Below are 24,543 nucleotides of genomic sequence, written 5' to 3'. Positions count from 1 at the left end.
CTTAAATTCAAGGAATAATTTGCATATCTGGAATTATAGATGAAAAAAATGCTCGTGCCCTTTAATGGCGCCCCCCTTCACGTAAAACAAAACGCCATTGGGTTGTACATTCACGCACTTGTTTTAAAGAGACATCTCTCAATGCACTCAAGCCCATTTCGCGACGTCATCCATGAATGGTATACCGGTAAAGCCATTGACCCCCAATCTTTACGCTTATGAAGAAGCGGGCCGGTATCATCATACACTTTGCCATCCCAATGTTGTGATAGCCCTTGACACTAGAGACGATTCATCAGAGACATTTTTACTTCTTTTTTGTATAGTTTTTATACACACCTTCATCCCGCTTGCGATGTGCCAAGCGAATAATTTTGATTGATTCAACATAAACAGATTTGGAATGAGAGAATCCTATGATTTTTGTGACTCTCATTCACCATGCATAGAAATGAATTATTATTATAAATTCAGTATGTTGCCTTTAAAAGAAAGAGTATAAAGACATTTCTACTATTTGAGAAAGTCCTTACACTCTCGAGAAGACATAGCCGAACGTTATCTGTTTAAGTTTGCAAAACAATTACATTTGTAAAGTTAATCAGCCATGCACACATATTTAGAAACTATAGCGTAATCCTAAAATACCTTGAAGAGCATTCTTAATCTTATGTCCTTTTAGATAATGTGCTTCCGCATAAAGTGTTAGTTTATCATTGACCGAACCGTTTAAACCAATTCCCAATTTACCCGCACTGCCTGACAAATCTGTAATAAATTTATACTGGTTATTAATTGTCGTATAATTATTATTTATATTCTCACGCAACCAAGCTGCCATAATGTAAGCTGTTAATGAAGTTTCTGAACTCACAAAAAATTCATGTCCTGCAGTCAATCCAACTTCACTGCGGAATGAAGTTAATGGGCTTAGATCACCTATCATTCCATTGGAAAGTTTTATTCTTTTACCTTCAACCTGCAAACCTGTTAGCTTGATATAAGGCTGCATCCAAGTATTCTGTGCCGGTTCAAAATAACAACCAATCTCAAATGATCCACCTATCGCCCACTGATTGTAATGACTTTGAATGGCTAAACCATTCGTTGATATGGCTTTCAAATTATTTCGGTAATAATTATATTTCAAAACACCATCCATATACCATCCGCGATGATCAAAATAAGTTGCGTAAGTTCCAATGCTATAAGAGCTCAGATCACTATTACCACCTCGTGCATGAGAAATACGTGCTTGATCATAACTACCGAAACCACCAACATACAACTCTCCATGCCTTAATTCACTCAACTGATCAGCACCAAAAACTAAACCTGTTTGCTCAAGCTTAAAGTGTGTATGGCCTGTCGCAACACGTTCTCTGCTCTTAATCCCATAAGTCCATAGTTCGATATCTTTCTTATTTCTGTCCCAAATTTTTCTACCATTCCGTATAATTTGCAACTCATTATTAAAAATAAGTCCAGGAACTACGGACAACGTTAATACTGCATCTGTAGAGGGTGTCGTTGTTGTTTCACCAGGAACAAAAGGATTTTCCGGATCTGGAATAGAGGTTTCTGGTCCACTGAGGCGATCTGCAGATAAAAACCAAACTTTTCCATTTTCATCCTTTCTTTCTTTCAAATCATACATATAAGTTCCACCATCAATGGCGTTAATTTTGTCACCCTTAAGATCTGTCAGTGTAAAATGTGCTCCACCACTTTGATCCATAATTAAATCACGCTTATTTGAAAAAGGATCCGTGATTTCAACTCCAGAATCAGCAACACTTATCGTATGATTCCCAGCACCTTTCTCAACCAAGAGATAATCACCACGGTTATGGGCAATCGTAGTATTGAACGCGAAATGTAAATTTCCTGAAAGATTATTCACATGAAGCTGAGAATAATATGGATCAGAACCTGTAAACGAAAAAATAACACTCCCTTCACCACTTAATTTTTGTATCAAAGAACTTTTTCCATCAAACTCATCAGTAATAGAGTACAGTTTTGTATCTTTTCCATTTAAAATAATATCTTCTACTATGGTATGATGTTGATCATTCCCAGCATAAAGATGGATCTGCCCAGAATGATTTAACTGTGTCTTTCCTTCTAATGTTGCCCCAGCATGCACCCATGATTTTGTTTGATCATTCATTGTTAGATTTTTTACAGATCCATCAGTATATATTTCCTGAATAGCACTCTCATTTAAAATAACTCCAATAGCCTGACCGCCTTTTAAGATACGTTGTTTACCACCGCCAAAAACTTCTGTGTCAAATGCAAAACCACCATTTTTTGCACTTTGAGACTTTTGTCCAACCTCTTGGACACCCCCTTGCATAACTTTCGTATTCCAAACTTTTCCGCCATCATATACTTTTTGTTGGCCTAGTGTTTCATCTTGACCATAAATGATAGTATGAAAAGCACTACTCCCTTTAACCTCTCCTCCAACATCCCCCTCCCCGAAAACAAGTTGCTCACCACCATAAATTTTAGTCCCCTCTACTTTTCCTCCATTTCCAACACTTTGTTGTCCACCTTCTTTAACGACTGCATTTTTCGAAAAGCCTTGTTTTCCCTTTAAAGCCTCAACATTTTCAATTCCGCCATGTTCAATTTTACTATCCTCACTGAGTCCTCCTGCATACACATAAAGCTCTGCACCATTCCTTACTGTGTTATTAATGGATCGCCCTGGGCTATCAATCTCACCATCATTTGAAATGTATGCTTTACCTTCATTATCAAGAATATAATTTTCTAACAGTGCCCCATCTTTAATGGAAATAAGTTCAGGTTTTTTAAGAATTTTAGTATTGTATTCTTGTACATTATTTTCAACATTTTCACGATGACTGCTGTCAAGCTCCTGTTGACTCACAAACACTCTAGCGCCCTTATCCTCAGTAAAATCGCTAGGCTTTTTTAAAAAGTCTAATTCATTACGCGCCCTTATAATAACATCATTAGATGCTCCAAGTATGCATCTTCCCGTTTTCATATCCTCATTGTATTGATCCTGAAATATTTTGCCATTTTCATAACTTGAAGATTGACAAAAAAGCGGTATCCCCCTCTCATTTGCAGCAGCAGCCTGCACAAAACAGCTGCTCAACATGAGTATCCAACAATGTCGTTTCCATTTATATTGTAGAGCCATATCCTCCCCCCTTTCACGCCTGCATAGACACTGAACGTAATTAGCTCTACAAAACATATTTTCAACCTTAGATTGCAATAATCCTTCTTAAAAATCCCCCTTATCTCATAAAAAACCGTTCTTTATAGTTTTTAAATACTTTTTTGATCAAGAATATAAGGGCGTTTTTATAGTGCTTCTTTAGCATTTCCTCAGAATTTTCTTATCAAAAAAAGTAATGCATAATCAAGTATATAAGGGAATACAGTTTATCATGAACAACGAAGCTGCGTGCTCTGAAAAATTGTTCTCTGATGCTGCATTAAAAACTTAAAAAAACTAATCATACATTTAAAGATAACTAAAAAATAACCATATAATTAGAAACTATAGCGTGCACCTAAAATACCCTGAAGGGACTGTTTTGTTTTACGCCCTTTAATATAATGTGCCTCACCATATAACTTTAACTTCTCACTCACTAAACTGCTTAAACCTATTCCTAATTTACCTGCATTCCCCGATAAGTCAGTGGTAAATGGATGGCGTTGATTAATTAACGTTTGATTGTCATCTTTATTCTCACGCAACCATGCTGCTGTAATATACGCAAGCGATGAGGAATCTATGTGAGAACCAAATTCATATCCTAAAGATAAGCCAACCTCACTGCGTAATGAAGTGAATGGACGCATGTCACCTGTCATGTCATTCGATAACTTGATTTCTTTACCCTCAACTTGTAACCATGTAAATTGTCCATAAGGCTGTAACCAACTGTTCTTTGACGTCTTAAGTCGATAACCAGCTTCAAAGGAAGTTCCCAATGCCCTTTGAGTATATGTTCCTTCAATCTCTAAACCATTCGTTGAAACGGCTTTTAGAGTATTTTGATAATGATTGTATTTTAAAATACCATCGAGATACCATCCACTATGATCCAAATAAGTGACATAAGCGCCAATACCATAAGTATTGATTCCACTGTTACCCCCCCGTGCATGCGCAACACGGGCACGATCATAACTGCCAAAACCACCTATATAAAACTCTCCATTTTCCCACTCGCTTAAACCATTGATCCCTAAAACGATACCGGTCTGATCCAGTTTAAAATCTATATGCTCTGTAGTAACACTCTCTTTAGATTTTATCGCATAGCTCCATAAAGCCGTATTCTTTTTACTTTTATCTAGAATTCCTCTTCCCGCACGTACGGTTTGCATTTCATTGTGAAAAACCATCGCTGGCGCCACAGACATAGACAATACCGCATCTGTAGAGGGAGTGGTCAAAAAGTGAGAAACTGAAAGATTCTCACTCAATTGTGGAAAAGGGTGTTCTTTATGAACTGGACGCACAATCATTTGATCGGCTAAAGATTGAGAAGAGGTTGAAACAGCAGTTTGTTGTTTTTCATCAGAAAGAGGATGAGAACTTCCTGAACCTAAGACTTCAGTAACGTGACTTCTAAGAGAGGAAATAGTTGGAGATACAGAAGCCTGAGATTTTTGCCTTAAGTTTTGGCGGTTTTTTCTTCGACGTGGCAATTTAATAGCATGCTCTTGTGGTGCTGTAATTGTTGAAAGAGAAGAAACTAATTGATTTTGATTTAAATGCCGCATAGATCTGCTTCTGCGTGGCGCACTATCCATGTAAACTGCAGTCAAATACCAAATTTTTCCCTCTTCATTCTCAATATTTTTGTGTTTTAAGCCATAAGTATAAGTTCCTCCATCAACCATTACAGTTTTTGCGCCAGAAAAACTTTGTAGAGTAAAAGATGCGCTACCACTTTGATCAAAAATTAAATCAAGTCCTGCTGAAGAAGGATCAACAACTTCAATACCAGAATCTACGGCACTTATTGTGTGAAAACCACTCCCATTCTCAATAAAGAGGTAATCACCTTTTCCTTCTGCAAGGCTGACATTAAAATCGAAGTGTAGACTCCCTGCTAGATTATTAATATAAAGCTGAGAGTAATATAAATCATCTTCAGAAGAGGTGAAAATGACTTTTCCTACACCGCTTAACTGCTGAATGCGTGTACTTTTGTCGTCAACCCCACGAGCAACGGAGTATAATTGAGCGTCTTCTCCATTTAATTCAATGTTTTCTACTATAGTTTGTTGACCATCACCTCCAGCATCAAGATAGATCCCACCAAAATCTTGAACTTTTATTTCTCCTCCTAATATTGCACTAGGAGAAATCCATGAATTGGCATTACCTTCAATCGTTAGATTCTTCACAATTCCACCCGCATAGACTTCTTGAACACCACCAGTGCGTAAAATTACTCTATTCGCTTCACCCCCTGCTAATACCCGCTGTACACCACCCGCGAAAACCTCAGTATTCACAGCTAAACCACCACTCTTTTGTATAAAATCATCATCATCTGCGAACCACTTAGCAAGAGTTTGTATTCCTCCACTCATCACTTTTGTTCCCACAGCCATCCCATCATCATATACATTCTGCTGTCCTGGCGTATCACCTTGACCATAAAGTGTCGTGTTATAAGCGCTGCTCCCCACAATTCCACCATTTACATAACCATCTCCGAAAACAAGCTGCTCCCCACCATAAATTTCAGCTCTCAATGCGGTTCCTCCTCCCTCCACTCTTTGTTTTCCACCCTCGTAAATAATCGTAAATTCTGAAATCCCTTGTTCCCCTACAATCTCAACACCACCATTTTCAATTGTCGTATTCTTACTGAAACCACCAGCTTCAACATAAAGTCTTCCTGATCCCTGAATTGTATTGTTAATGGACTTCTTAAGAACACCTCGCTCTCCATCATCAGAGATATAAACTACGTTATCATCACCGAGCAAAGAGCTTTGTAGAATTCCTCCTCCTTCGCCAATACTGTAATCAATTACATCAGAGATACTAAAATCTTTTGACGATGTCATATTTTCTTCTTTTTCAGGAAGCTTATCTATAGGTGACTCCGCATAAGGTGAAGAGATTACAGGAGCAAAAGTTGTTTGTGACGTAGCCAAATACCAAGTCTTTGCCCCATTATCATCTTTTGTCTTTAAGCCATACATGTAGACTCCATTATCAATCGTACTCGTCTCTTCTCCAGAAAAATCTGTCAGAGTAAAATGCGCATTTCCGCTTTGATCATGAATTAAATCAAGCTCCAAAACTAAATTCTGATCTTGTAGAGGAGAATTGGTAATTTCAACACCAGAATCGATAACGCTTATGGTGTGATAACCTGCTCCTTTTTTTATCAAAAGATAATCACCGCGCTGTTCTGCAAAATTAGTATGCAACCTAAAATGTAAACTCCCTGAAAGATCATTGATCTCAAGTGTAGAGTAATATGGATTAAACACGGTAGAAGTAAAAATAACACGACCATTCCCACTCAGGTTCTCAATCAAAGAACTTTCGCCATCTATATTAGAAGCAATCGCGTACAATTTTGTATCTCTGCCATTTAACACAATTTTTTCTACTTCAGTACGAGATCGCTCAGTACCAGCATAAAGATAAATCCGTCCAGAATCATGAATCATAGTGCTTCCTTCTAATGTTGCACCAAAATGTAACCACGATTGTGCTTGATCCCTAATTATTAAATCTTTTACATAGCCTCCTAAATCTATTGCTTGGAAAGCATTCCCTTGTAAAAGAACGCCAATCGCGATTCCCCCTGCTAAAATGTGTTGCTCTCCACCAGAAAAGACCTTCGTATCAAATGCAAAACTGCTATAGTCGTTTAGATCCTCTTCTACATAAAGATTTTGTACCCCTCCTTCCATGATCTTTGTGTTAAAAACCTCTCCATCATCGTACACATTCTGGTATCCTAGCACTCCATTTTTACCAGAAACGATAGTGTCATAGGCACTGCTTCTTACCACCTCACCTTTGATATCAGACTTTCCTGAAACAAACTGCTCACCACCGTAAATTTTACCCCCTTCAGCTTTTCCCCCATCTTCAACCTTTTGTTTTCCCCCTTTCTTAACTGTACTATCCTGTGAAAGACCCTGTGTTCTAATAAGCTCAGTGCCGCCTCTTTGAATTGTTGTATACAAGCTAAAACCACCGTGATAAACGGAGATCTTTCCACCGTCTTTAACTGTACTACTAATCGAAGTTTCTCCAGTGCTTTCAACTTTCTCACTGTTACTATCAAAGCTAGGATCAGCAATCGTAACAATCATTCCCTTTTCAATTGTGCGTTCTGTGAGATCATTCGATAATGAAGCTATAGCAGATGGTTGCAAGCTAAAATCAGAAAACAAAGAGGTATTTGTCTCATCAAGAGCATAATTCGCATCTAAATACCAAGTTTTACCATTGCTCTCATTTTTTCTATGTTTCAAACTGTACATGTAAGTTCCGGCATCAATAGCTTTGATTTTTTCACCAAAAGTGTTTGCCAGAGTAAAATAAGCGTTTCCACTATGATCAGAAATTAATTTAAACCTTTTGTGGGAAGGGGGTGTGACCTCCCCCCCAGAATCAATAATACTTACTGTATGATAACCTGAACCACTTTCTTTAATGACAAGATAATCACTAAGGTGCTTGGCAAAATTGACATTAAAATTGAAATGTAAAGAACCTGAAAGATCATCAATATTAAGCTGAGAATAATGCTTATTAGTCCCTAAAGACGTAAAAATAACTCTGCCACTTCCCGTTAAATTCTGGACATTAACCTGAGGTTTTTTGCTGTTATCTTCAGACGCAATAATGTATAGTTTGGTATCTTCTCCATTTAAATTAAGATTGTCTACTTCCGTAACAGCTTCACCATTTCCAGCATAAAGATAGAGATTGCCAAAATTATTAACATTTGTATTTTCACCTAATATCGCACCAGCAAAAACCCATGATTTTGCTTGATGATTAATTGTTAGATTATCCACGTATCCAGAATCATATATCTTCTGAGTAGCTCTATCGTATAAAGTAACTTCGCTCGCATTCCCTCCTGCTAAGATATTCTGCGCACCATTTTTAAAAAGTTCTGTACTCAGTGCAAAAGCCCCTTCATTTATTGTAAAATCCTCACCCTCTATATCAGTATCTTCTGCAAAGCCGTTATTAGAATTCTCTTTACCATCAAGATTCTGGACACCTCCTTTCATAACCTTTGTGTCAACAGCCATCCCACCACTATAGACACTTTGTAGTCCTAGCATTCCATTTTCAGCATAAATTTCGGTGTTATAAGCACTACTTGCCTTATCTTTTCGCGATAAACCAGATCCAAGGCTTCCCTTACCAAAAATAATCTGCTCGCCACCATGGATTTGAGCCCCTTCTGCATTTGCACCACTCTCAACAATTTGTTTACCACCTTTTTTTACAGTGGCATATTCCGAACTGCTCAAGTTTTGTACAACCTCAATCCCACCATGCTCAATTGTTGTATCTCTACTAACACTTGCTGCATCAATGTAGAGTTTTCCCCCTTCTCTAACCGTATTATTAATGGAATAAGCTGCATCTTTATAGTTAAAGCTATTTATTTCAGAACCTTCAGAGTCACGGTTAGTAATATAGATCGCAGCACCATCGCTTATTATTGAATTTGTGAGGACTTCAAAGAATAGCTTTTCTAATCTCTTCCTTTCCTCTTCTGAAAGATCACTTCCTTCTACTGTCTGTTTATTCTCTATCTTTTTTGATTCCCCCTTTTTTTCTTTTAGTCCCCTCACTTCCGATAACAACTTTCTTGTCTCTTCTAGGTGTTCACTGATACTTATTGGTGTTAATAACTTTTCTTTTGGTGTCGCTACTCCATCTGCACTCGCAATCTTGACAAAAAAACCACTGGTTATTAATGCACAAAAACTTAATTTCAATTTGCGTTGCATTATTCACACTCCATAATTTTAAATTTAAATTCTCCCATTTAGAAAAAAGTGCATAGACCAAAACAACTCAATGCAATTGCTCAACCTCATGTTTTTTTAAGATAACAAAGCATTCGATGGATTAAACTCTGACAGATCAAATATACATCATGTGTTTTAAAATGCATGCACAGCTAAAAGATTTAATTTGTTTTAGATACACTTTAAAAGTGTTATAATTGCATCCATGAAAAATATTTTTAATATTTTAAGACACTAAACACCGATCTACGAATAAGATTGATTCCTTAATAGATAAAAATAGCATTAAACTTTAAAGGAAACAGCAATGTGAATGAGAGCTGCGTTTATGTCCACCTATTGCCATCTTCTACAGCATTTAAAGCAGTGTCTTTATTTTATTCAATATGGATAATATATAGACCACTTATTCATACTCATCAGTCCATAATCATTATTCTAATATATAACGAAGTGTCACAATATTGACTCGACACTGATTTGAAATTTCTATAGTTATAGTCAGTTAACTCGTCATTTGATTTGTCATATACTGAAAGGGACATTCTATTCATGTCTATAAACTCAGAAATGAAAGCTACAAGCAACAGAAATTCCCCTCGTCGCATTTTGTTTGCAAGCCTTATTGGCCCAACAATTGAATTCTTTGATTTCTATGTCTTTGCCACTGCCGCAGCTCTCATATTTCCTCATGTGTTTTTTCCAACACAAAATGATCAGATTGCCATTTTACAATCTTTCCTGATCTTTGGAGCGGCCTTTTTTGCTCGGCCCTTTGGATCAATTGTTTTTGGACATTTTGGAGATAAAATTGGAAGAAAAGCAACACTTATTGCTTCTCTTCTCACAATGGGGCTTTCAACAGTCATTATTGGTTTTCTTCCTACTTATGAAACCGCTGGATGGTTTGCCCCTTTCCTCTTGACCTTGTGCCGTATTGGACAGGGAATGGGATTAGGAGGAGAATGGGGAGGAGCTGTTTTGCTCGCAACAGAAAATGCCCCTCCAGAAAAGCGCGGCTGGTACGCGATGTTCCCCCAATTGGGTGTTCCAATCGGTTTATTTTTATCTATTGCCGTTTATTTAGGTCTGTTGCATTTCCTTGATCATGAAGAACTTTTAGCTTGGGGATGGCGCATTCCTTTTATTGCTTCAGTTGTTTTTATGATTATAGGATTATGGATCCGTCTTTCAATCAATGAAACTGTTCAATTCAAAAAAACTCTTGAAAGTAAAGAACGTGTCAAAGTTCCTATCATCGATGTCTTTTTAAAATGTCCACGAATCCTATTTCTTGGAATATTTTCTGGTATGGCAACATTTGTTTTGTTTTACTTGGTCACTGCATATTTGTTAAGCTACTCAACAAACCATCTGCAATTGCCATTTTATCAAGCTCTTCAAGTCGAAATTGTTGGTGCTATTTTCTGTGGAATTTTTACTGTCATCACTGGAAAACTCGCTGATCGTATTAGACGTCGAACTTTGATGATTTGGGTTACAATCATCACCGGTATCTATTCTTTTGCAATTCCTTATTTCTTAAATTCTGGAGTTATAGGAGTCCTTGCAATGTCTGTTATCGGTTTGTCTATCATGGGGATGATATACAGTCCTCTTGGTGCTGTTTTGGCTTCACCATACCCAACAGCAATTCGATATACTGGTTCTTCTATTACTTTCAACTTATCGGGTATCGTAGGAGCCTCTCTTGCGCCTTATATTGCAGAATATCTGGTACAACATTTTGATACATCTTATATCGGCTATTATTTGCTTCTTGCTTCTTTTATTTCACTGATTTGCTTCGTCGGATTTACAGATGATGAAATATCCAACTAAAATATAATAAAGAAGAATAAAATAAGTACTGGCAGCAAAAATGCTGCCAGTTTCATTTTTAAAGACAGGGGTTGAGGTATTTTCCACCACAATATTCCCGCGAACAAGGCACTCAAAAAGAAAAATAAAAAATCTGCAATATTGCTTATATAAGAAACAGCAAACATTTCTGATAAGATATGCGTTGTCCCCAACCATGAAACGCAAAAGAAGGACAACATCACAGCCCATAAAACAAGCAAAATTCGATCAATAATCATCATTATGGCGTTTCATTTTTTTAATTATAGTCCATATATTTAACATGCCTAAAAGAAAAATCACAATAAAAACCCAACGCCCTCCCCCTGAGCCTTCCGTAATAAAAAGTGAAGGATTTACTATTCCCAGTAATCCTATAAAAATCAGAACAATAGATACGAGACGCATTAAACCTGTTTTTCCCAGCGACGATCTTCAGTCTGTTGCCAATACGTTAAATTATGATTTTCCATTTTATATTTTTTCCACTGTGCACGAACGAGATTCAACTGCTCTTCACTTTTACCATCAAATATCACGACAAGTCGTTGATAAGCATCAATATCCGAACAAACAGCTCCCTCTATGAGAAAACGAATCTTTGAATCATTCGGATTTTCTTGTCCTGTCGTAAGAAATACAGGCTGAAAGTTTGGATATTGATCACACTCCGTTCCATGTCCAATAAATGATTCATCAGTATAAACCCATAAATGTATATCTATAGAATCGCGTTGTTCTTTACTCACACACTGTATTGTTACTGTACCAAAACGAGCCAATGCACGCTCCACAAGCGTCGGCAAAATATCCTTCAGCGTTGACTGCGTCAAATGATAGAATAAAATATCCAATCTCTTAAGCCTTCATCATTCTTTATAAAAAAGCTAACATCTTTTTAAAAAAACCTCTATATTCCTAATACAAAGGAAACGGTTCAAGATATAAACCCTCTTTTTTGATTGAGATGCATCATCTTTTTGCACGTGTCTTTAAAAGACAATAATTTTTATTTTCAACGTTAATAAAAAGTTTTTTAAGTTATCTTCTAGATTCTTCTAGTTTCTTTGTAGACTATAGTTGAAAATAAAATATAATGTACGGAAAATTTAAAGAGGACCTCATAGGCAATTTTATATTATTTATTTGGTAAAAATATCCAATTCATGAAAGGATATTTTTTCAAACTTTATTACATTTTAACCGAAAGCAGTAAGAATATTTGCTATCGAATTAAAAACTGAGGATTTTCCCCAATTTATGCGTATTATTGAGTTCTACATCCTGAAACGTGTCCTTGTTTTGTTTAGTTCTGTCATGATTGCAGCAGTGGGCGTTAGTTGGACTATACAAATTCTTGCACGGATAAACTTTCTCACAACAAGTAAACAAACACTCCTCACAGTCTTACAATTTTCACTCTCATTGGTTCCTTCTGTTATTTTTCTTGTCATTCCATTTGCATTAGTGATCGCAGTTACAACCATCCTCTCAGCAATGCATCAAGACTCAGAATTTGCTGTCATCAATGCCTCTGGTTTTCCTAAAAGTACTGTTTGGAAACCTATCCTTCTTCTTGCTATTGTTGCATCCTGTATCTCCTTTTCTATAGCTAATTTTGTTGTTCCTCAAGCGCGTCTTCATATGCGACAAATGCTAGCAAGCGCTCATTTTGATCTTATTAATCTATTCATTAGTGAAGGGAGCTTTCAAAAACTCGCCAATAACCTTTACATAGAAATTGGCGAACGAAATCCAAACGGAACACTTGAACGCCTTTTCATTGCCGACCAGCGTGATCCTAAAACTGATCTTTTTTATTATGCAACAGACGCATCCATTGTGAATAATAAAAACGGCAGTTTTCTGGTTCTCAATAACGGTGAAATAGAAAGAGTCAATCATCAAAATAACAGTGTTTCAATCGTGCAATTTAGCTCATATACTTTTAGCCTAGGAGAGTTTATCCCCAGTGATAAAACACCTACTCTTTATCCAAAAGATCGGTCTCTTTCTTATTTACAAAACCCTGACCCAAAAGATCCCTACTATCAACGAAAACCACTCCAATATAAAGCTGAATTTCACCGCAGATTAACACAATGGCTCTACCCTATTGTTTTTTCACTTATTGCATTAGCAGCGGCAGGGGATGTACGCTCCCATCGACAAGCTCGTCATTCCGCAAACCTCTCGGCAATTGCCCTTTCTTTTCTGGTGTATTGGATAGGATATTTTTTCGCAGAAAAATCAAAAAGCGATCTTGCATACGTTCCTCTCCTTTATATTATACCTATAGGAACAAGTGCATTTGTCTTTTTTATGCTTTTAACGAATCATAAAATTGGGCTTCCCACAAAAGTTAATGAGATACTTCAAATCGCTTTTCAAAAAATAATGAACAAATTTGAACATCGAAAATCTCAAGATTCCTCGGATAAAATATCATGATTGGGTGGACACTTGGACGATATTTTTTTATACGTTATCTTAAAATAACTTGTTATTTCTTGGGAAGCATTTTTGTTCTTGCTCTTTTAATCGATTTCACAGAGAATTCCGGTAGGCTATCTTCCCTTCCGCATTATACAGCAAAAGATGCATTTTTCCTCTCTGTTTTACGCATCCCTTTTATCATGCAACAACTTATCCCTTTCATTGCACTCTTTTCTGCAATGGCAACGCTTATCTCGCTCAACAAAAAACTTGAACTTGTGGTGACTCGTTCAATCGGTGTTTCTGCATGGCAATTTCTTATGCCAGCTTGTTTTGGAGCTTTTCTTTTAGGATTATTTTCAATTCTTCTCATTAATCCACTTGCTGCATGGGGATTTTCTCAAGCAGAAAAAAAGATGACTGAATGGCGCAATCACAATGTACTAACACCTCTTCACAATACAAGTATCCACTGGTTAACACAACGTACAAATTTAGGCAGAACAACCATTGGTGCTAAATCTATCACCGATCAAGGACTTTCTCTTCTCGATGCAACCTTTGTACAATACAATGACAATGCAACCGTTAAAAATTGGATTAACGCCCCAAAAGCAACCTTGACTAATGGATTTTGGCAATTAACAAATGGAACAATCTATAAAATAGGGCATCCTCCTGAAAAATTTACCGTGTTGCAAATAAAAACCAATCTAAAACCTGAATTTTTAACGGAACGTTTAGTGAATCCCGCAACTATTCCATTTTACCAATTGCCAAAAAAAATTATGATTGCACGTTCATTTGGCTATTCTGCTAATAATTTTGATATGTATTTCCAATCTTTGATTGCATTACCGGCATTGCTTGTGGCAATGACCCTCATTGCAGCAACTGTATCTTTAAATTTTACACGTTTTGGGCAATCTAGAATGTTGATTCTTGGTGGCGTAATAGCTGGGTTTATGCTTTATGTTATTTCCGTACTTGTTCAAGCTTTTGGTAATGCTGGATATATTCCACCAATTATTGCAGCTTGGACACCCGTTGTTATTGCGTTATTCTTAGGAATCTCTTTTTTACTTCATAAAGAGGATGGCTAAGTGAAAGCATTAACACTTAAAAAAACTATTTTAACAAAATTAAGTGCTCTCGCTTTTAAAAGTGTTGTGGGGATTATTTTAGGAGGTGCTTTATCTTATTGTGCGCACGCTCAAAGCCTTCAATCTCCTTCTCAAAGTCGCATTCAAAATCCGGAACCTCCTCTTTTGCTCTCTGCGGATGAACTCATCTACAATCGTGATGAAAACACTGTTTCTGCAAACGGTAATGTCCAAATCGAATATGATGGCAATAAAGTTATCGCTCAAAAAATTATTTACAATCAAAAAACAGGACGGCTTATAGCACAAGGGAACGTTGAAATTACTCAAAAGGATGGTAATAAAATTTATTCCAACCAAATTGATATGACCAAAGATCTTGGCGAGGGTTTTGTAAACGCCTTACGTATTGATACAGCCAACAATGTTCACTTTTCAGCCCAAAATGCTACACGCAAACACAATCACATAACAGTCTTTGAAAATGCAACCTATACAGCCTGTGAACCTTGCTCTTATAAACCAGATCGAGACGTCCTATGGAAAATTAAAGCAAGAAAGATCATATGGAATAATAGCGTCAAAAAAATTCGGTTTGAAAATAGCAGTTTTGAAGTTTTTGGTGTACCGGTTATAAAATTTCCAAATTTTGAGATCTATGATCCAACTGTCAGGCGTGCTAGCGGTCTGCTTACTCCTCATTTTTTTTATACTGATTATCTCGGTATGGGGATAAAGAATTCTTATTTCTGGAATCTCGCCCCCCATTATGATTTTACCCTTTCTTCTACGGTTTATACCCAACAAGGGCTTTTAACCGAAGGGGAATGGCGTCAGCGTTTAAAAACGGGCCGTTATAACATTCGCTTTGCTCATATATATCAAATGAAACCGCATAGATTTGATAATGATACGATTGATGCCCAACATAAAAACCGTTATATGCTGGCGACAAAGGGGGATTCTCGTATTAACTCACACTGGGCTTATGGATGGGATATTCTTGCACAATCAGATCGGCATTTTAGTCGTGCCTATAAACTTGAAAACTATAACAATCCTACACAACTTTCTCAGATCTATCTGAATGGTCTTGCAGGAAAAAATTATTTTGATATGCGTTTTTATCATTTTAAAGTTCAAGATTCAATACTGAATGATCCTCATTATGAACGTCACTCTCGACAAGCGTGGGTCTTACCACGCATCGATTATTTTTTCACACCAGATGAACCCATTTATAATGGAGAGCTTACCTTCCATAGTAATATACAATCAGTTTATCGTCGCCATGCTGACTTCAGTTCACCCGACCAGAACGGAAACCCTCTCAACACAGTAAGACTTTCTGGTATGGCTGGAAATAGTTTGCGTTTAACAAACGAGCTTCAGTGGAAAAAGCGCTTCAACACGCACAATGGACTCATTTTAACCCCTCTTCTCTCTCTACGAACTGATATCATTACAACCAATGCAAGCAAAAATCATACAGATTCTATAGAAAACAATGCCTTATCCGCAATTCATGGTTCAGCAATTCGTGGCATGGCAACAGCAGGGTTGGAACTACGCTATCCCTTCCTCATTATAGCTGATCATTCTACACATATTATAGAACCAACTGTACAAATTTTTATACGCAATAATGAACAATATATTGGACAAATTCCTAATGAAAATGCTCAAAGCTTTGTCTTTGATGCAACCACTCTCTTTCAACGAGACAAATTTTCTGGTTATGATCGTGTAGAAGGTGGTACAAGAGCCAATATAGGTATAAGATATTCTGGAAGCCTTAATGATAATTGGTCTCTTTATGGTCTCATTGGACAATCCTTTCATCTAGCAGGAAAGAATTCTTTTGCAGAAAAGGACTTTATCAATGTCGGTACTCATTCTAGCTTAGAGGCAAAACGTTCAGACTATGTTGCAATGTTTGGTACAACCCATAAAAGTGGTTTTTCCTTAGAAACGCGTGGACGCTTTGACAAAAAAACAGGGAAAATCCGCCGTAGTGAAATCGAAGCATCACAAAAATGGCAAAATTTTTGGGCGGCTCTACAATATGCCTATATCGCAAAGCAACCAGATTATGAATATTCTCAAAAGCGCCAAGAAATTTCTTTTCAAACAGGACTTAAATTGGCAGATTATTGGTCCATTAATAGCAACGCCGGTTATGATTTAGTATCTGGTACATTTATAAAGCGAGGAATTAGCTTGAGTTATATGGATGAATGTTTCGGGTTAACATTCGGTTATCAACAGGTAACGAATCCAGGCAGGAAAGCACCCTTGCAAAACTTTAATTTCTCTCTTTCATTGCGTACGATTGCAGATATCGGAAAAAAGATAGATTAATTTATAAAGGGAATGTATCAGTCATTTAACTTATCATTGTTTTTATGAAAGAAAGCGTGTATTTTAAGTTGTTGATGAGAATTAATAAACAATGCGAAAGCCTATTTACATGAATAAATTGAAAAAGCGTTTTCTTGCTTTATTTTATATTGCATCTTTGAGCGTAAGTAGCCTGCTAATAAATGGATTTTTGATTCCGACAGTCTTTGCGCAGACTTCTATTGTTGTTACAGTTAATGGCAACCCCATCACAAATTATGATATACAAAGACGCCTTGCTTTTCTCAGGTTACAACAAAAGCAAAGCAATTTGGTGGCACAGGCTAAAAAAGAGCTTATTGACGAAAAGCTAAAAAATATTGAAATAAAACGTCGTAATATTGAAGTAAGCAATGATGAAGTTGATAGAGCTTTTGAGAATTTTGCGACACAAAATAATATGACGATTGATCAGCTCAACCAGATTCTGATCCAAACTGAGATCACTGTGCAACACTTTAAAGATTACATCCGTGGACAAATAGGATGGGGGCGTCTTGTTAGTGCACGCTATCAAGCTGAAACTGGTATGATTAGCGAACAAGAAGCTGTACGCAGAATATTAAAAAATGGTGGTGTAAAACCTTCAACCAACGAATATACATTACAGCGAATTGTTTTTGTCATTCCTGCACATCGTCGTTCAGAAATCTTTGAAAGACGTCAAAGAGAAGCAAGTAATTTTCGCGCACATTTCCGTGGATGTGCCAATGCTCACAATCAAGCAAGAGGTATTTTAGACGTTACTATCCGCCACTTAGGAAAGTTTCTGGAGCCACAACTTCCTAATGCATGGGAACAAGCTATTCTTGAAACGCCTGCTGGAAAAATGACAAAATTACAAGAAACATCTGATGGAATCGAAGCAATTGCTGTCTGCAAAATAAAAAGAGTTTCTGATGATTATGTCGCTCGACTGATATTTTCTCTTCAAGATAGTAAAAAAAGAAGCCCGCAAAAACTTGAAGAATTAAGCGAAAAATATTTAGGAGAACTGCGGCGAGTGGCACGCATTCAAAATTCATAATGGCTGCTCTTATTGTTAGCGGTGGTGATCCTGCCGGAATTGGTCCTGAAATAGTACTAAAAGCGTGGAATTTGCGTGTTACGCGCCAAATTCCACGTTTTGTACTTCTTGCTGATCCAGATGTTATTCGTTCGCGCGCTCGTTTTTTACAGATTGATGTTGAGGTGCAATCTGTTTTAATCAATAATCCTGCAAAAAATTTTCAAAACGCTCTTCCTATCATACCGTTAAAAAACAAACAAAGTGATCAATTAGGTATACCTTCATCGAATAATGCCGCTGGAATTATTGAAGCAATTAAACGCTGTGTTCAATTGATTCAAAATGGCCATGCATGTGCACTTATCACTTGTCCTATTGCAAAAAAGAGTCTTTATGATGCCGGTTTTCAATTTCCAGGTCATACAGAATTTTTAGCCGATTTAGCCCATAAAGCTTTTCATAAATGTTATCATCCAGTTATGATGTTAGCAGGACCCCGATTAAAAACAGTACCAATAACTGTTCATATTCCATTTAAAAATGTTCCTTCACAGCTTACCCGTGATTTAATTATTCAAACGGTACTTATTACTGAATATGACTTAAAAACAAGGTTTAAAATAACGTCACCCCGACTAGCTGTTGCTGGTCTTAATCCTCATGCTGGAGAAGGAGGTGCAATGGGAAAAGAAGATATTGAAGTTATCACTCCTGCTATTGAATATCTTAAAAAGAAAGGACTCAATATTGCAGGCCCACTGCCTGCCGACACAATGTTCCATGAATGCGCAAGAAAAGCATATGACGTTGCCATTTGTATGTATCATGATCAAGCCCTTATCCCTGTTAAGACATTAGATTTTGATAGCACTGTTAATGTCACTTTAGGTCTACCTTTTATTCGCACGTCTCCAGATCACGGAACTGCTTTTGACATTGCTGATAAAGGGATAGCCTCTCCCGAAAGCTTTATTGCTGCTCTTAAACTTGCAAATCAACTTGCAAAAAATAATTTAAACCCATGCCAATAGATAATCTCCCTCCTCTGCGTGAGGTCATTGATATATACGGATTACAAGCGCATAAATCTTTGGGGCAGAATTTTCTTTTTGATCTTAATTTAACATCTAAAATTGCTCATCAAGCAGGCAATATAGAAGGAAAACCTGTTCTTGAAATTGGTCCAGGTCCTGGAGGTCTCACACGTGCCTTGCTAGCAAAGGGTGCCATTGTAACAGCAATAGAACGCGATGAGCGCTGCATACCGGCTCTCTTAGAAATAGAAAAACACTATCCTAAAAAATTAAAAGTTATTTGTAATGATGCACTGAAGCAAGACTTCTCAAAACTCTTTGAAACAAGCCCAGTAAAACCTCGCATTATTGCAAATCTTCCCTATAATATTGGGACACAACTCTTATTAAATTGGCTTTTAACTGAACCATGGCCTCCTTTTTATGAATCAATGACATTGATGTTTCAACGTGAAGTTGCCAAACGGATTACAGCTAAACCTCAATCTACTCATTATGGACGTCTTAGTGTCTTAACTGGCTGGCGTACCATTGCTAAAATTGCTTTTGATGTCCCCCCTCAAGCCTTCATACCAATACCTAAAGTAACGTCTTCCGTTGTTCATATTATTCCGCGAACACAACCTCTTTCCTGCTCTGCACAAAAACTAAGCCTCGTCACAAAAACCGCCTTTGGGCAAAGACGAAAAATGCTTCGTCAAAATCTCAAAACACTTGGAGGTGAAGTGCTCTTAGAAAAAGCTGGAATTGACGGAACGCGCCGTGCTGAAACGCTCTCGGTTTCTGAATTTGTAATTTTAGCGCATCTAGTGCTCTAAAAAATGCACTTTGTGTTATAAAACCTTTTTTAATCACAACATTTATCGATTTTTTCAGCAATAAGCCCATCAACAAAAGATCCAAGATAAGAACAACGCTCACGTTTTACGGTTTCAGCTAAATAAATTGATTTAATAAAAGATAAAGACTGATCTAAATCTTCGTTAATCACAACATAATCATAAGAACGCCAATGCTTTAACTCCGTTCGTGCATTTTCTAATCGCAAATTGATGATATCTTGACTATCTTCTGCTCGACGATGTAAACGCGAAACAAGCTCTTTCATTGATGGTGGAAGGATAAAAACAGATACAGTATCTCCTAGCATCTTTTTTTGTAGCTGCTCGGTACCTTGATAATCAATATCAAATAACATATCATGGCCAGCATTCAATGCGTTTTCAACAGTTTCACGTAAAGTGCCGTAATAATTTCCGTGAACTTCTGCCCATTCAATAAATTCATTTCTATCACGCTTATATTCAAACTCTTCCTTTGAAATAAAGTTATAATGCAGCCCATCTACTTCACTAGGACGCCTTTTCCTTGTGGTCATACTTACGGAAAGCTCTAATTGTCCCTCTTTTAGAAGTAATCGAGAAATTGTTGATTTTCCAGCACCTGAAGGCGAAGAGAGAATAAATAAAAAACCGCGGCGTTTATTCATTTTTATAGTACTCAATTTACTTTCAAAGACTGTCATTACATCACTCTACTTTGTTCATAAATGTTTCTCCAAAATTTGAATTATACATTATCTCAACCTATCCCCTAATCAATGTGTTTTCTTAGAAATTCTCAATGTTATTCTGCTCTTTTTTGAGATAAGGTATTAGCAGTATATTCACTTCTTTCTTAAATATTTTTATCCATACGCTAATCCCACTTCCCACTTGTGACAGACAAGAAAATAATTTTTTATCATTCTCATAAAAAGTTTAAATAGAAAAATTTTACTATATTTGAGACTTTCATTTACGATGCAAAAAGATGTGTTATCACTATAAATTCAATGTCTTGCCTTTAATTCTCGCCACTTGCGAACATTCATATTATGTTCTTCTAAAGTTCGAGAAAAAACATGCCCTCCTGAACCATCAGCAACAAAATAAAGTGCATCACTGCTTGGTGGATGTGCCACCGCTTTCAAAGAATCTCGACCTGGATTTGCAATAGCCGTTGGGGGCAAACCATTAATTTTATAAGTATTATATGGTGTTTCCTTCTCAAGATCTGAACGATAAATCGCACGACCGGATGGTTTTCCTTTTCCTCCGAAGAGACCATAAATTACTGTTGGATCCGATTGAAGACGCATATGCTTTGTAAGGCGGTTATAAAATACCGCAGCAACCATTGGTCTTTCTGCTGCAATTCCCGTTTCTTTCTCAACAATTGAGGCTAATATAACAAATTCATCAATTGATTTAATAGGTAAACCAGGTGAACGCGTAGCCCATATAGCATGAATTAATTTTGTCTGTCCTTCACGCAATCTATTTACAATCTCTTTACGCGTTGTCCCCCGAATAAAACGAACCGTATCCGTCATTAAACAGCCTTCTGGAGGCAAAATTTTTGGAAGGTCTCCAATCAAAATTTCATTCGCAGCTAATCGATCGAAAACTTGCTGAACCGTTAAACCTTCAGGTACTGTAAATGTATACTCTATAGATTTTCCTTTCACAAGAATATCCATAATATCCTGCATCGAAGCATGAGCTGGAATTAAATATTCACCAGCCTTCAGATGCGTTGTTTTTTGGTGATAACCAACCCCATAAACAAAAATATCTGATGATCGAATGAAACCACGTTTTTCTAGCAATGAAGCAATTTCACGAATTCCGGTACCAGGATGGATAAGAACAATTTGTTCTTCCTCAATTTTTCCCTTTTCTTCAAAAATACTTTTTCCAATATAAAGAGGAATACTTATGGCAAAAAGAATAATCACAATCAGCATAAGAAAAAAATGACCGAGAATGACCAACGGATTACGGACGATAGATGATTTCTTTCGTTTTTTATGTATTAACATGTCATAACTATCTGCTAAATGATTCGAAGAGGAATCACTTACGTCCTTTAATGATTTTCCATTTTTCACATCGGACATAACCCCTCAATAGCAATTAAGGATAATATTATAATCTCTCATTCACCTTATAATAAAGTAGGAAACTCAAAAGCAGAAATTAAATAAAAATACTTATTATCCCCTAAAACGTCGCATCACCAACGATGCATTTGTCCCACCAAATCCAAAAGAATTAGAAAGAATCGTATCAATCTTTCGTTCACGCGGTTTGTGTGGTACAAGATCGATTTTTGTTTCAATCGATGGATTGTCAAGATTAAGTGTCGCTGGGGCTATATTATCCCGTATAGCTAAAATAGAAAAAATAGCCTCAGCAGCACCGGCTGCACCAAGTAAATGCCCGATAGATGATTTCGTTGATGACATAGAAACTTGTGGTGCATAACTCCCTAAAACACGCTCAACAGCCGCTAGCTCTATGGAATCAGCCATCGTAGATGTACCATGAGCATTAATATAATCAAGTTCACTCACATTCACTTGTGCACGCTTAAGAGCAGCTATCATACTACGCTGAGCCCCTTCACCACTTTCTGAAGGTGCTGTAATGTGGTAAGCGTCACCAGATAAACCATAACCAATAACCTCAGCATAAATATGCGCCCCTCGTTTTTTGGCATGTTCCAGCTCTTCTAAAACAACAACAGCTGCTCCTTCCCCCATCACAAAACCATCACGATCAGTATCATAAGGACGTGACGCCCGTTCAGGATCATCATTGCGACAAGTAGAAAGAGCTCTACAAGCTGCAAAACCTGCAAGAGATATCCGATTTATCGGAGATTCAGTCCCCCCTGCCACCATGACATCTGCATCACCAAACATAATCAAACGTGCCGCATCACCAATCGCATGCGCCCCTGTTGAACAAGCAGTTACAACAGAATGATTAGGCCCCCGTAAACCATATTGAATAGACACATAACCAGAAGCAAGATTAATCAAACGACCTGGAATAAAAAAGGGAGAAACACGACGTGGGCCCTTATCACGAAGCGTATAACCAGCTTCAACAATACCCTCAACTCCCCCAATTCCCGAACCAATTAACACACCTGTACAAATCTGATCTTCATCACTCTTAGGAAACCATTCGGCATCTGCAAGCGCTTGGTTAGCAGCAGCCATTGCATAAACAATAAATGCATCAACTTTACGTTGCTCCTTAGGTTCCATATACAAATCAGCATTATAGGTCCCCTCTGTTCCATCCCCTAAGGGGATACGCGCAGCAATCTGGCATGGCAAATCTGACACATCAAACTCAGTGATACGTCGGACACCACTTCTTCCTTCAAGAAGTCGTTTCCAACTATATTCAATATTACCAGCTAATGGAGATACCAATCCTAAACCAGTAACAACAACACGTCTCATAACTTCTAACCTTGAACTAAACTTCACCTCTCAAAGCTCTCTTTTCAAAAGAGCTCCGAAGAATATAGGCAAAAGCAATTTATGCCTTTGCCCTTTAGTAATCATGCAGAAGCTTTATCAATGAACTTGACTGCATCGCCAACTGTAAAAATCGTTTCAGCAGCTTCATCTGGAATTTCTACCCCAAACTCTTCTTCAAAAGCCATAACGAGTTCAACCGTATCAAGGCTATCAGCCCCTAGATCATCGATAAAGCTTGCATTTTCTACAACTTTATCAGCATTAACCCCAAGATGTTCCACGATAATTTTTTTAACGCGCTCTACTGTATCACTCATGTTGAAATCCTCGAATTTATATTTCCTATAATTTGGTTAACTATATCGGTTCATCTAATCAAGCAATAGATGCATTACTTTAAAAGATTTTAGTAATGATTTAAAATATCCTGTGGATATCCCCTACAAAATGAACCAATCTGACATTCCGACATCAATTGATTAACGACCATATTAAAGAAATAGATGCATCTATCCATTTCAATCGTTACTATCTAAAATAATACAACTCATAAATCAATGTGGAATAAAATAAATACTCATATCATTGCCATTCCACCATTGATATGGAGTGTTTGACCTGTCGTATAGGCTGCTTCATCGCTTGCTAAATAAACAGCAGCAGTGGCTATTTCTTGCCCACTTCCCATACGCTTCATTGGAATCGCAGCCATAATGGCTTCTTTTTGCTTTTCATTAAGCTTGTCTGTCATTGCAGATTTAATAAATCCTGGAGCAATACAATTGACAGTAATATTTCGCGAAGCAATTTCTTGTGCCAATGCTTTAGAAAAACCTATCAAGCCTGCTTTTGCAGCACAATAATTCGTTTGTCCAGGATTTCCCACTACACCAACAACAGATGTAATGTTAATAATTCTTCCATAACGGCGGCGCATCATAGAATGTATTAATTCACGCGTCAAAAGAGAAGCAGCTGTTAGGTTAACTTCTAAAACATCATCCCAGTCTTTATCTTGCATACGCACAAAAAGACCATCCCTAGTGATTCCCGCATTGTTAACCAAAATATCGACGCCATCCATTTCTCTTTCTGCAACTTCAGCCAATTGTTTAATCGATTGGCGTTCAGAAAGATTAGCGGGAAATACAAAAACATTCTGCCCTAATTCTGCCGCCACTTCTCTGAGCTTTTCTTCACGTGTTCCATGAAGTCCAACAATGGCTCCTTGTGCATGAAAGCAGCGTGCAATTGCCTCACCAATTCCTCCCGAAGCCCCCGTTACAAGAGCTTTACGTCCTGTTAATCTAAACATCTTTTAACTCCTTATAG

General features: G+C 37.3%; 17 protein-coding genes and 1 pseudogene. 7 read left to right on the top strand and 11 right to left on the bottom strand.

The annotated features are described in order from the left end of the window. Positions 1–73: 73 nt before the first annotated feature. The 3 genes and pseudogenes from ACFINZ_RS02165 to bafA (ACFINZ_RS02155) all read right to left on the bottom strand — a co-directional run. Positions 74–305, bottom strand: a pseudogene (locus tag ACFINZ_RS02165) (integrase); the annotation flags it as partial. 314 nt (positions 306–619) lie between these two features. Next, positions 620–3,184 carry a BafA family autotransporter gene (bafA, locus tag ACFINZ_RS02160; protein ID WP_375701138.1) on the bottom strand — a complete coding sequence of 855 codons (2,565 nt, stop codon included), beginning with the start codon at positions 3,182–3,184 and terminating at the stop codon, positions 620–622. Between the two features lie 359 nt (positions 3,185–3,543). Next, entirely contained in the window at positions 3,544–9,024 is a 5,481-nt protein-coding gene (bafA, locus tag ACFINZ_RS02155) for a BafA family autotransporter (RefSeq protein ID WP_375701137.1), read from the bottom strand. Positions 9,025–9,597: 573 nt separating this feature from the next. Here bafA (ACFINZ_RS02155) and ACFINZ_RS02150 point away from each other — a divergent pair. After that, positions 9,598–10,887 (top strand): MFS transporter, encoded by a 1,290-nt coding sequence (locus ACFINZ_RS02150; protein WP_375634342.1) that lies wholly within the window; start codon positions 9,598–9,600, stop codon positions 10,885–10,887. Here ACFINZ_RS02150 and ACFINZ_RS02145 read toward each other — a convergent pair. From ACFINZ_RS02145 to ACFINZ_RS02135, 3 genes are read right to left on the bottom strand one after another with little or no spacing between them, the layout of a single operon-like run. Beyond that, positions 10,884–11,147, bottom strand: coding sequence for a hypothetical protein (locus ACFINZ_RS02145; protein ID WP_375636314.1), 264 nt, complete (start codon positions 11,145–11,147; stop codon positions 10,884–10,886). The two genes, ACFINZ_RS02150 and ACFINZ_RS02145, sit on opposite strands and share 4 nt — an antisense overlap. Beyond that, a complete protein-coding gene (locus tag ACFINZ_RS02140; protein WP_375634340.1) occupies positions 11,137–11,316 on the bottom strand; it encodes a hypothetical protein in 180 nt (59 codons plus the stop codon). Before ACFINZ_RS02140 ends, ACFINZ_RS02145 begins: the two co-directional genes overlap by 11 nt. After that, on the bottom strand, positions 11,316–11,762 hold the full coding sequence (locus tag ACFINZ_RS02135) for a DNA polymerase III subunit chi (protein WP_375634338.1): 447 nt from the start codon (positions 11,760–11,762) through the stop codon (positions 11,316–11,318). The genes ACFINZ_RS02140 and ACFINZ_RS02135 overlap by 1 nt, the downstream gene beginning before the upstream one ends. 406 nt (positions 11,763–12,168) lie before the next feature. Between ACFINZ_RS02135 and lptF the strand changes: the two genes are divergently transcribed. From lptF to rsmA, 6 genes are all read left to right on the top strand, one after another. Next, positions 12,169–13,359, top strand: coding sequence for an LPS export ABC transporter permease LptF (gene lptF, locus ACFINZ_RS02130; RefSeq protein WP_375634111.1), 1,191 nt, complete (start codon positions 12,169–12,171; stop codon positions 13,357–13,359). Beyond that, positions 13,356–14,447 carry an LPS export ABC transporter permease LptG gene (gene lptG / locus ACFINZ_RS02125; protein ID WP_375634113.1) on the top strand — a complete coding sequence of 364 codons (1,092 nt, stop codon included), beginning with the start codon at positions 13,356–13,358 and terminating at the stop codon, positions 14,445–14,447. The genes lptF and lptG overlap by 4 nt, the downstream gene beginning before the upstream one ends. Beyond that, a complete protein-coding gene (locus tag ACFINZ_RS02120) occupies positions 14,448–16,808 on the top strand; it encodes an LPS-assembly protein LptD (RefSeq protein WP_375683973.1) in 2,361 nt (786 codons plus the stop codon). Between the two features lie 109 nt (positions 16,809–16,917). Then, positions 16,918–17,874 carry a SurA N-terminal domain-containing protein gene (locus ACFINZ_RS02115; RefSeq protein WP_375634117.1) on the top strand — a complete coding sequence of 319 codons (957 nt, stop codon included), beginning with the start codon at positions 16,918–16,920 and terminating at the stop codon, positions 17,872–17,874. Then, positions 17,874–18,887 carry a 4-hydroxythreonine-4-phosphate dehydrogenase PdxA gene (gene pdxA / locus ACFINZ_RS02110; protein ID WP_375634334.1) on the top strand — a complete coding sequence of 338 codons (1,014 nt, stop codon included), beginning with the start codon at positions 17,874–17,876 and terminating at the stop codon, positions 18,885–18,887. The genes ACFINZ_RS02115 and pdxA overlap by 1 nt, the downstream gene beginning before the upstream one ends. Beyond that, the gene (gene rsmA, locus ACFINZ_RS02105) at positions 18,878–19,708 is read left to right on the top strand and encodes a 16S rRNA (adenine(1518)-N(6)/adenine(1519)-N(6))-dimethyltransferase RsmA (protein WP_375634121.1); all 831 of its coding nucleotides are present in this window, start codon (positions 18,878–18,880) and stop codon (positions 19,706–19,708) included. The genes pdxA and rsmA overlap by 10 nt, the downstream gene beginning before the upstream one ends. 29 nt (positions 19,709–19,737) lie before the next feature. Here the strand turns inward: rsmA and gmk are convergent, their stop codons facing one another. The 5 genes from gmk to fabG all read right to left on the bottom strand — a co-directional run bounded on the left by gmk (position 19,738) and on the right by fabG (position 24,526). Next, entirely contained in the window at positions 19,738–20,415 is a 678-nt protein-coding gene (gene gmk, locus ACFINZ_RS02100) for a guanylate kinase (protein ID WP_375634333.1), read from the bottom strand. 306 nt (positions 20,416–20,721) lie between these two features. Then, positions 20,722–21,831: an endolytic transglycosylase MltG gene (gene mltG, locus ACFINZ_RS02095; RefSeq protein WP_375634125.1), complete on the bottom strand. Its 1,110-nt coding sequence runs from the start codon at positions 21,829–21,831 to the stop codon at positions 20,722–20,724. 96 nt (positions 21,832–21,927) lie between these two features. Then, the gene (gene fabF / locus ACFINZ_RS02090; RefSeq protein WP_375634331.1) at positions 21,928–23,190 is read right to left on the bottom strand and encodes a beta-ketoacyl-ACP synthase II; all 1,263 of its coding nucleotides are present in this window, start codon (positions 23,188–23,190) and stop codon (positions 21,928–21,930) included. A 101-nt stretch (positions 23,191–23,291) separates the two neighbouring features. Then, on the bottom strand, positions 23,292–23,528 hold the full coding sequence (locus ACFINZ_RS02085; protein ID WP_004860281.1) for an acyl carrier protein: 237 nt from the start codon (positions 23,526–23,528) through the stop codon (positions 23,292–23,294). 260 nt (positions 23,529–23,788) lie between these two features. Next, positions 23,789–24,526: a 3-oxoacyl-[acyl-carrier-protein] reductase gene (gene fabG, locus ACFINZ_RS02080; protein WP_375634329.1), complete on the bottom strand. Its 738-nt coding sequence runs from the start codon at positions 24,524–24,526 to the stop codon at positions 23,789–23,791. Between the last annotated feature and the right edge of the window lie 17 nt (positions 24,527–24,543).

It is taken from the genome of Bartonella sp. AA81SXKL (assembly GCF_042196945.1).
Lineage (GTDB): Bacteria > Pseudomonadota > Alphaproteobacteria > Rhizobiales > Rhizobiaceae > Bartonella.
The sequence above is the reverse complement of the archived record's forward strand: the minus strand, read 5'-3'. Positions and strand labels throughout refer to the sequence as shown.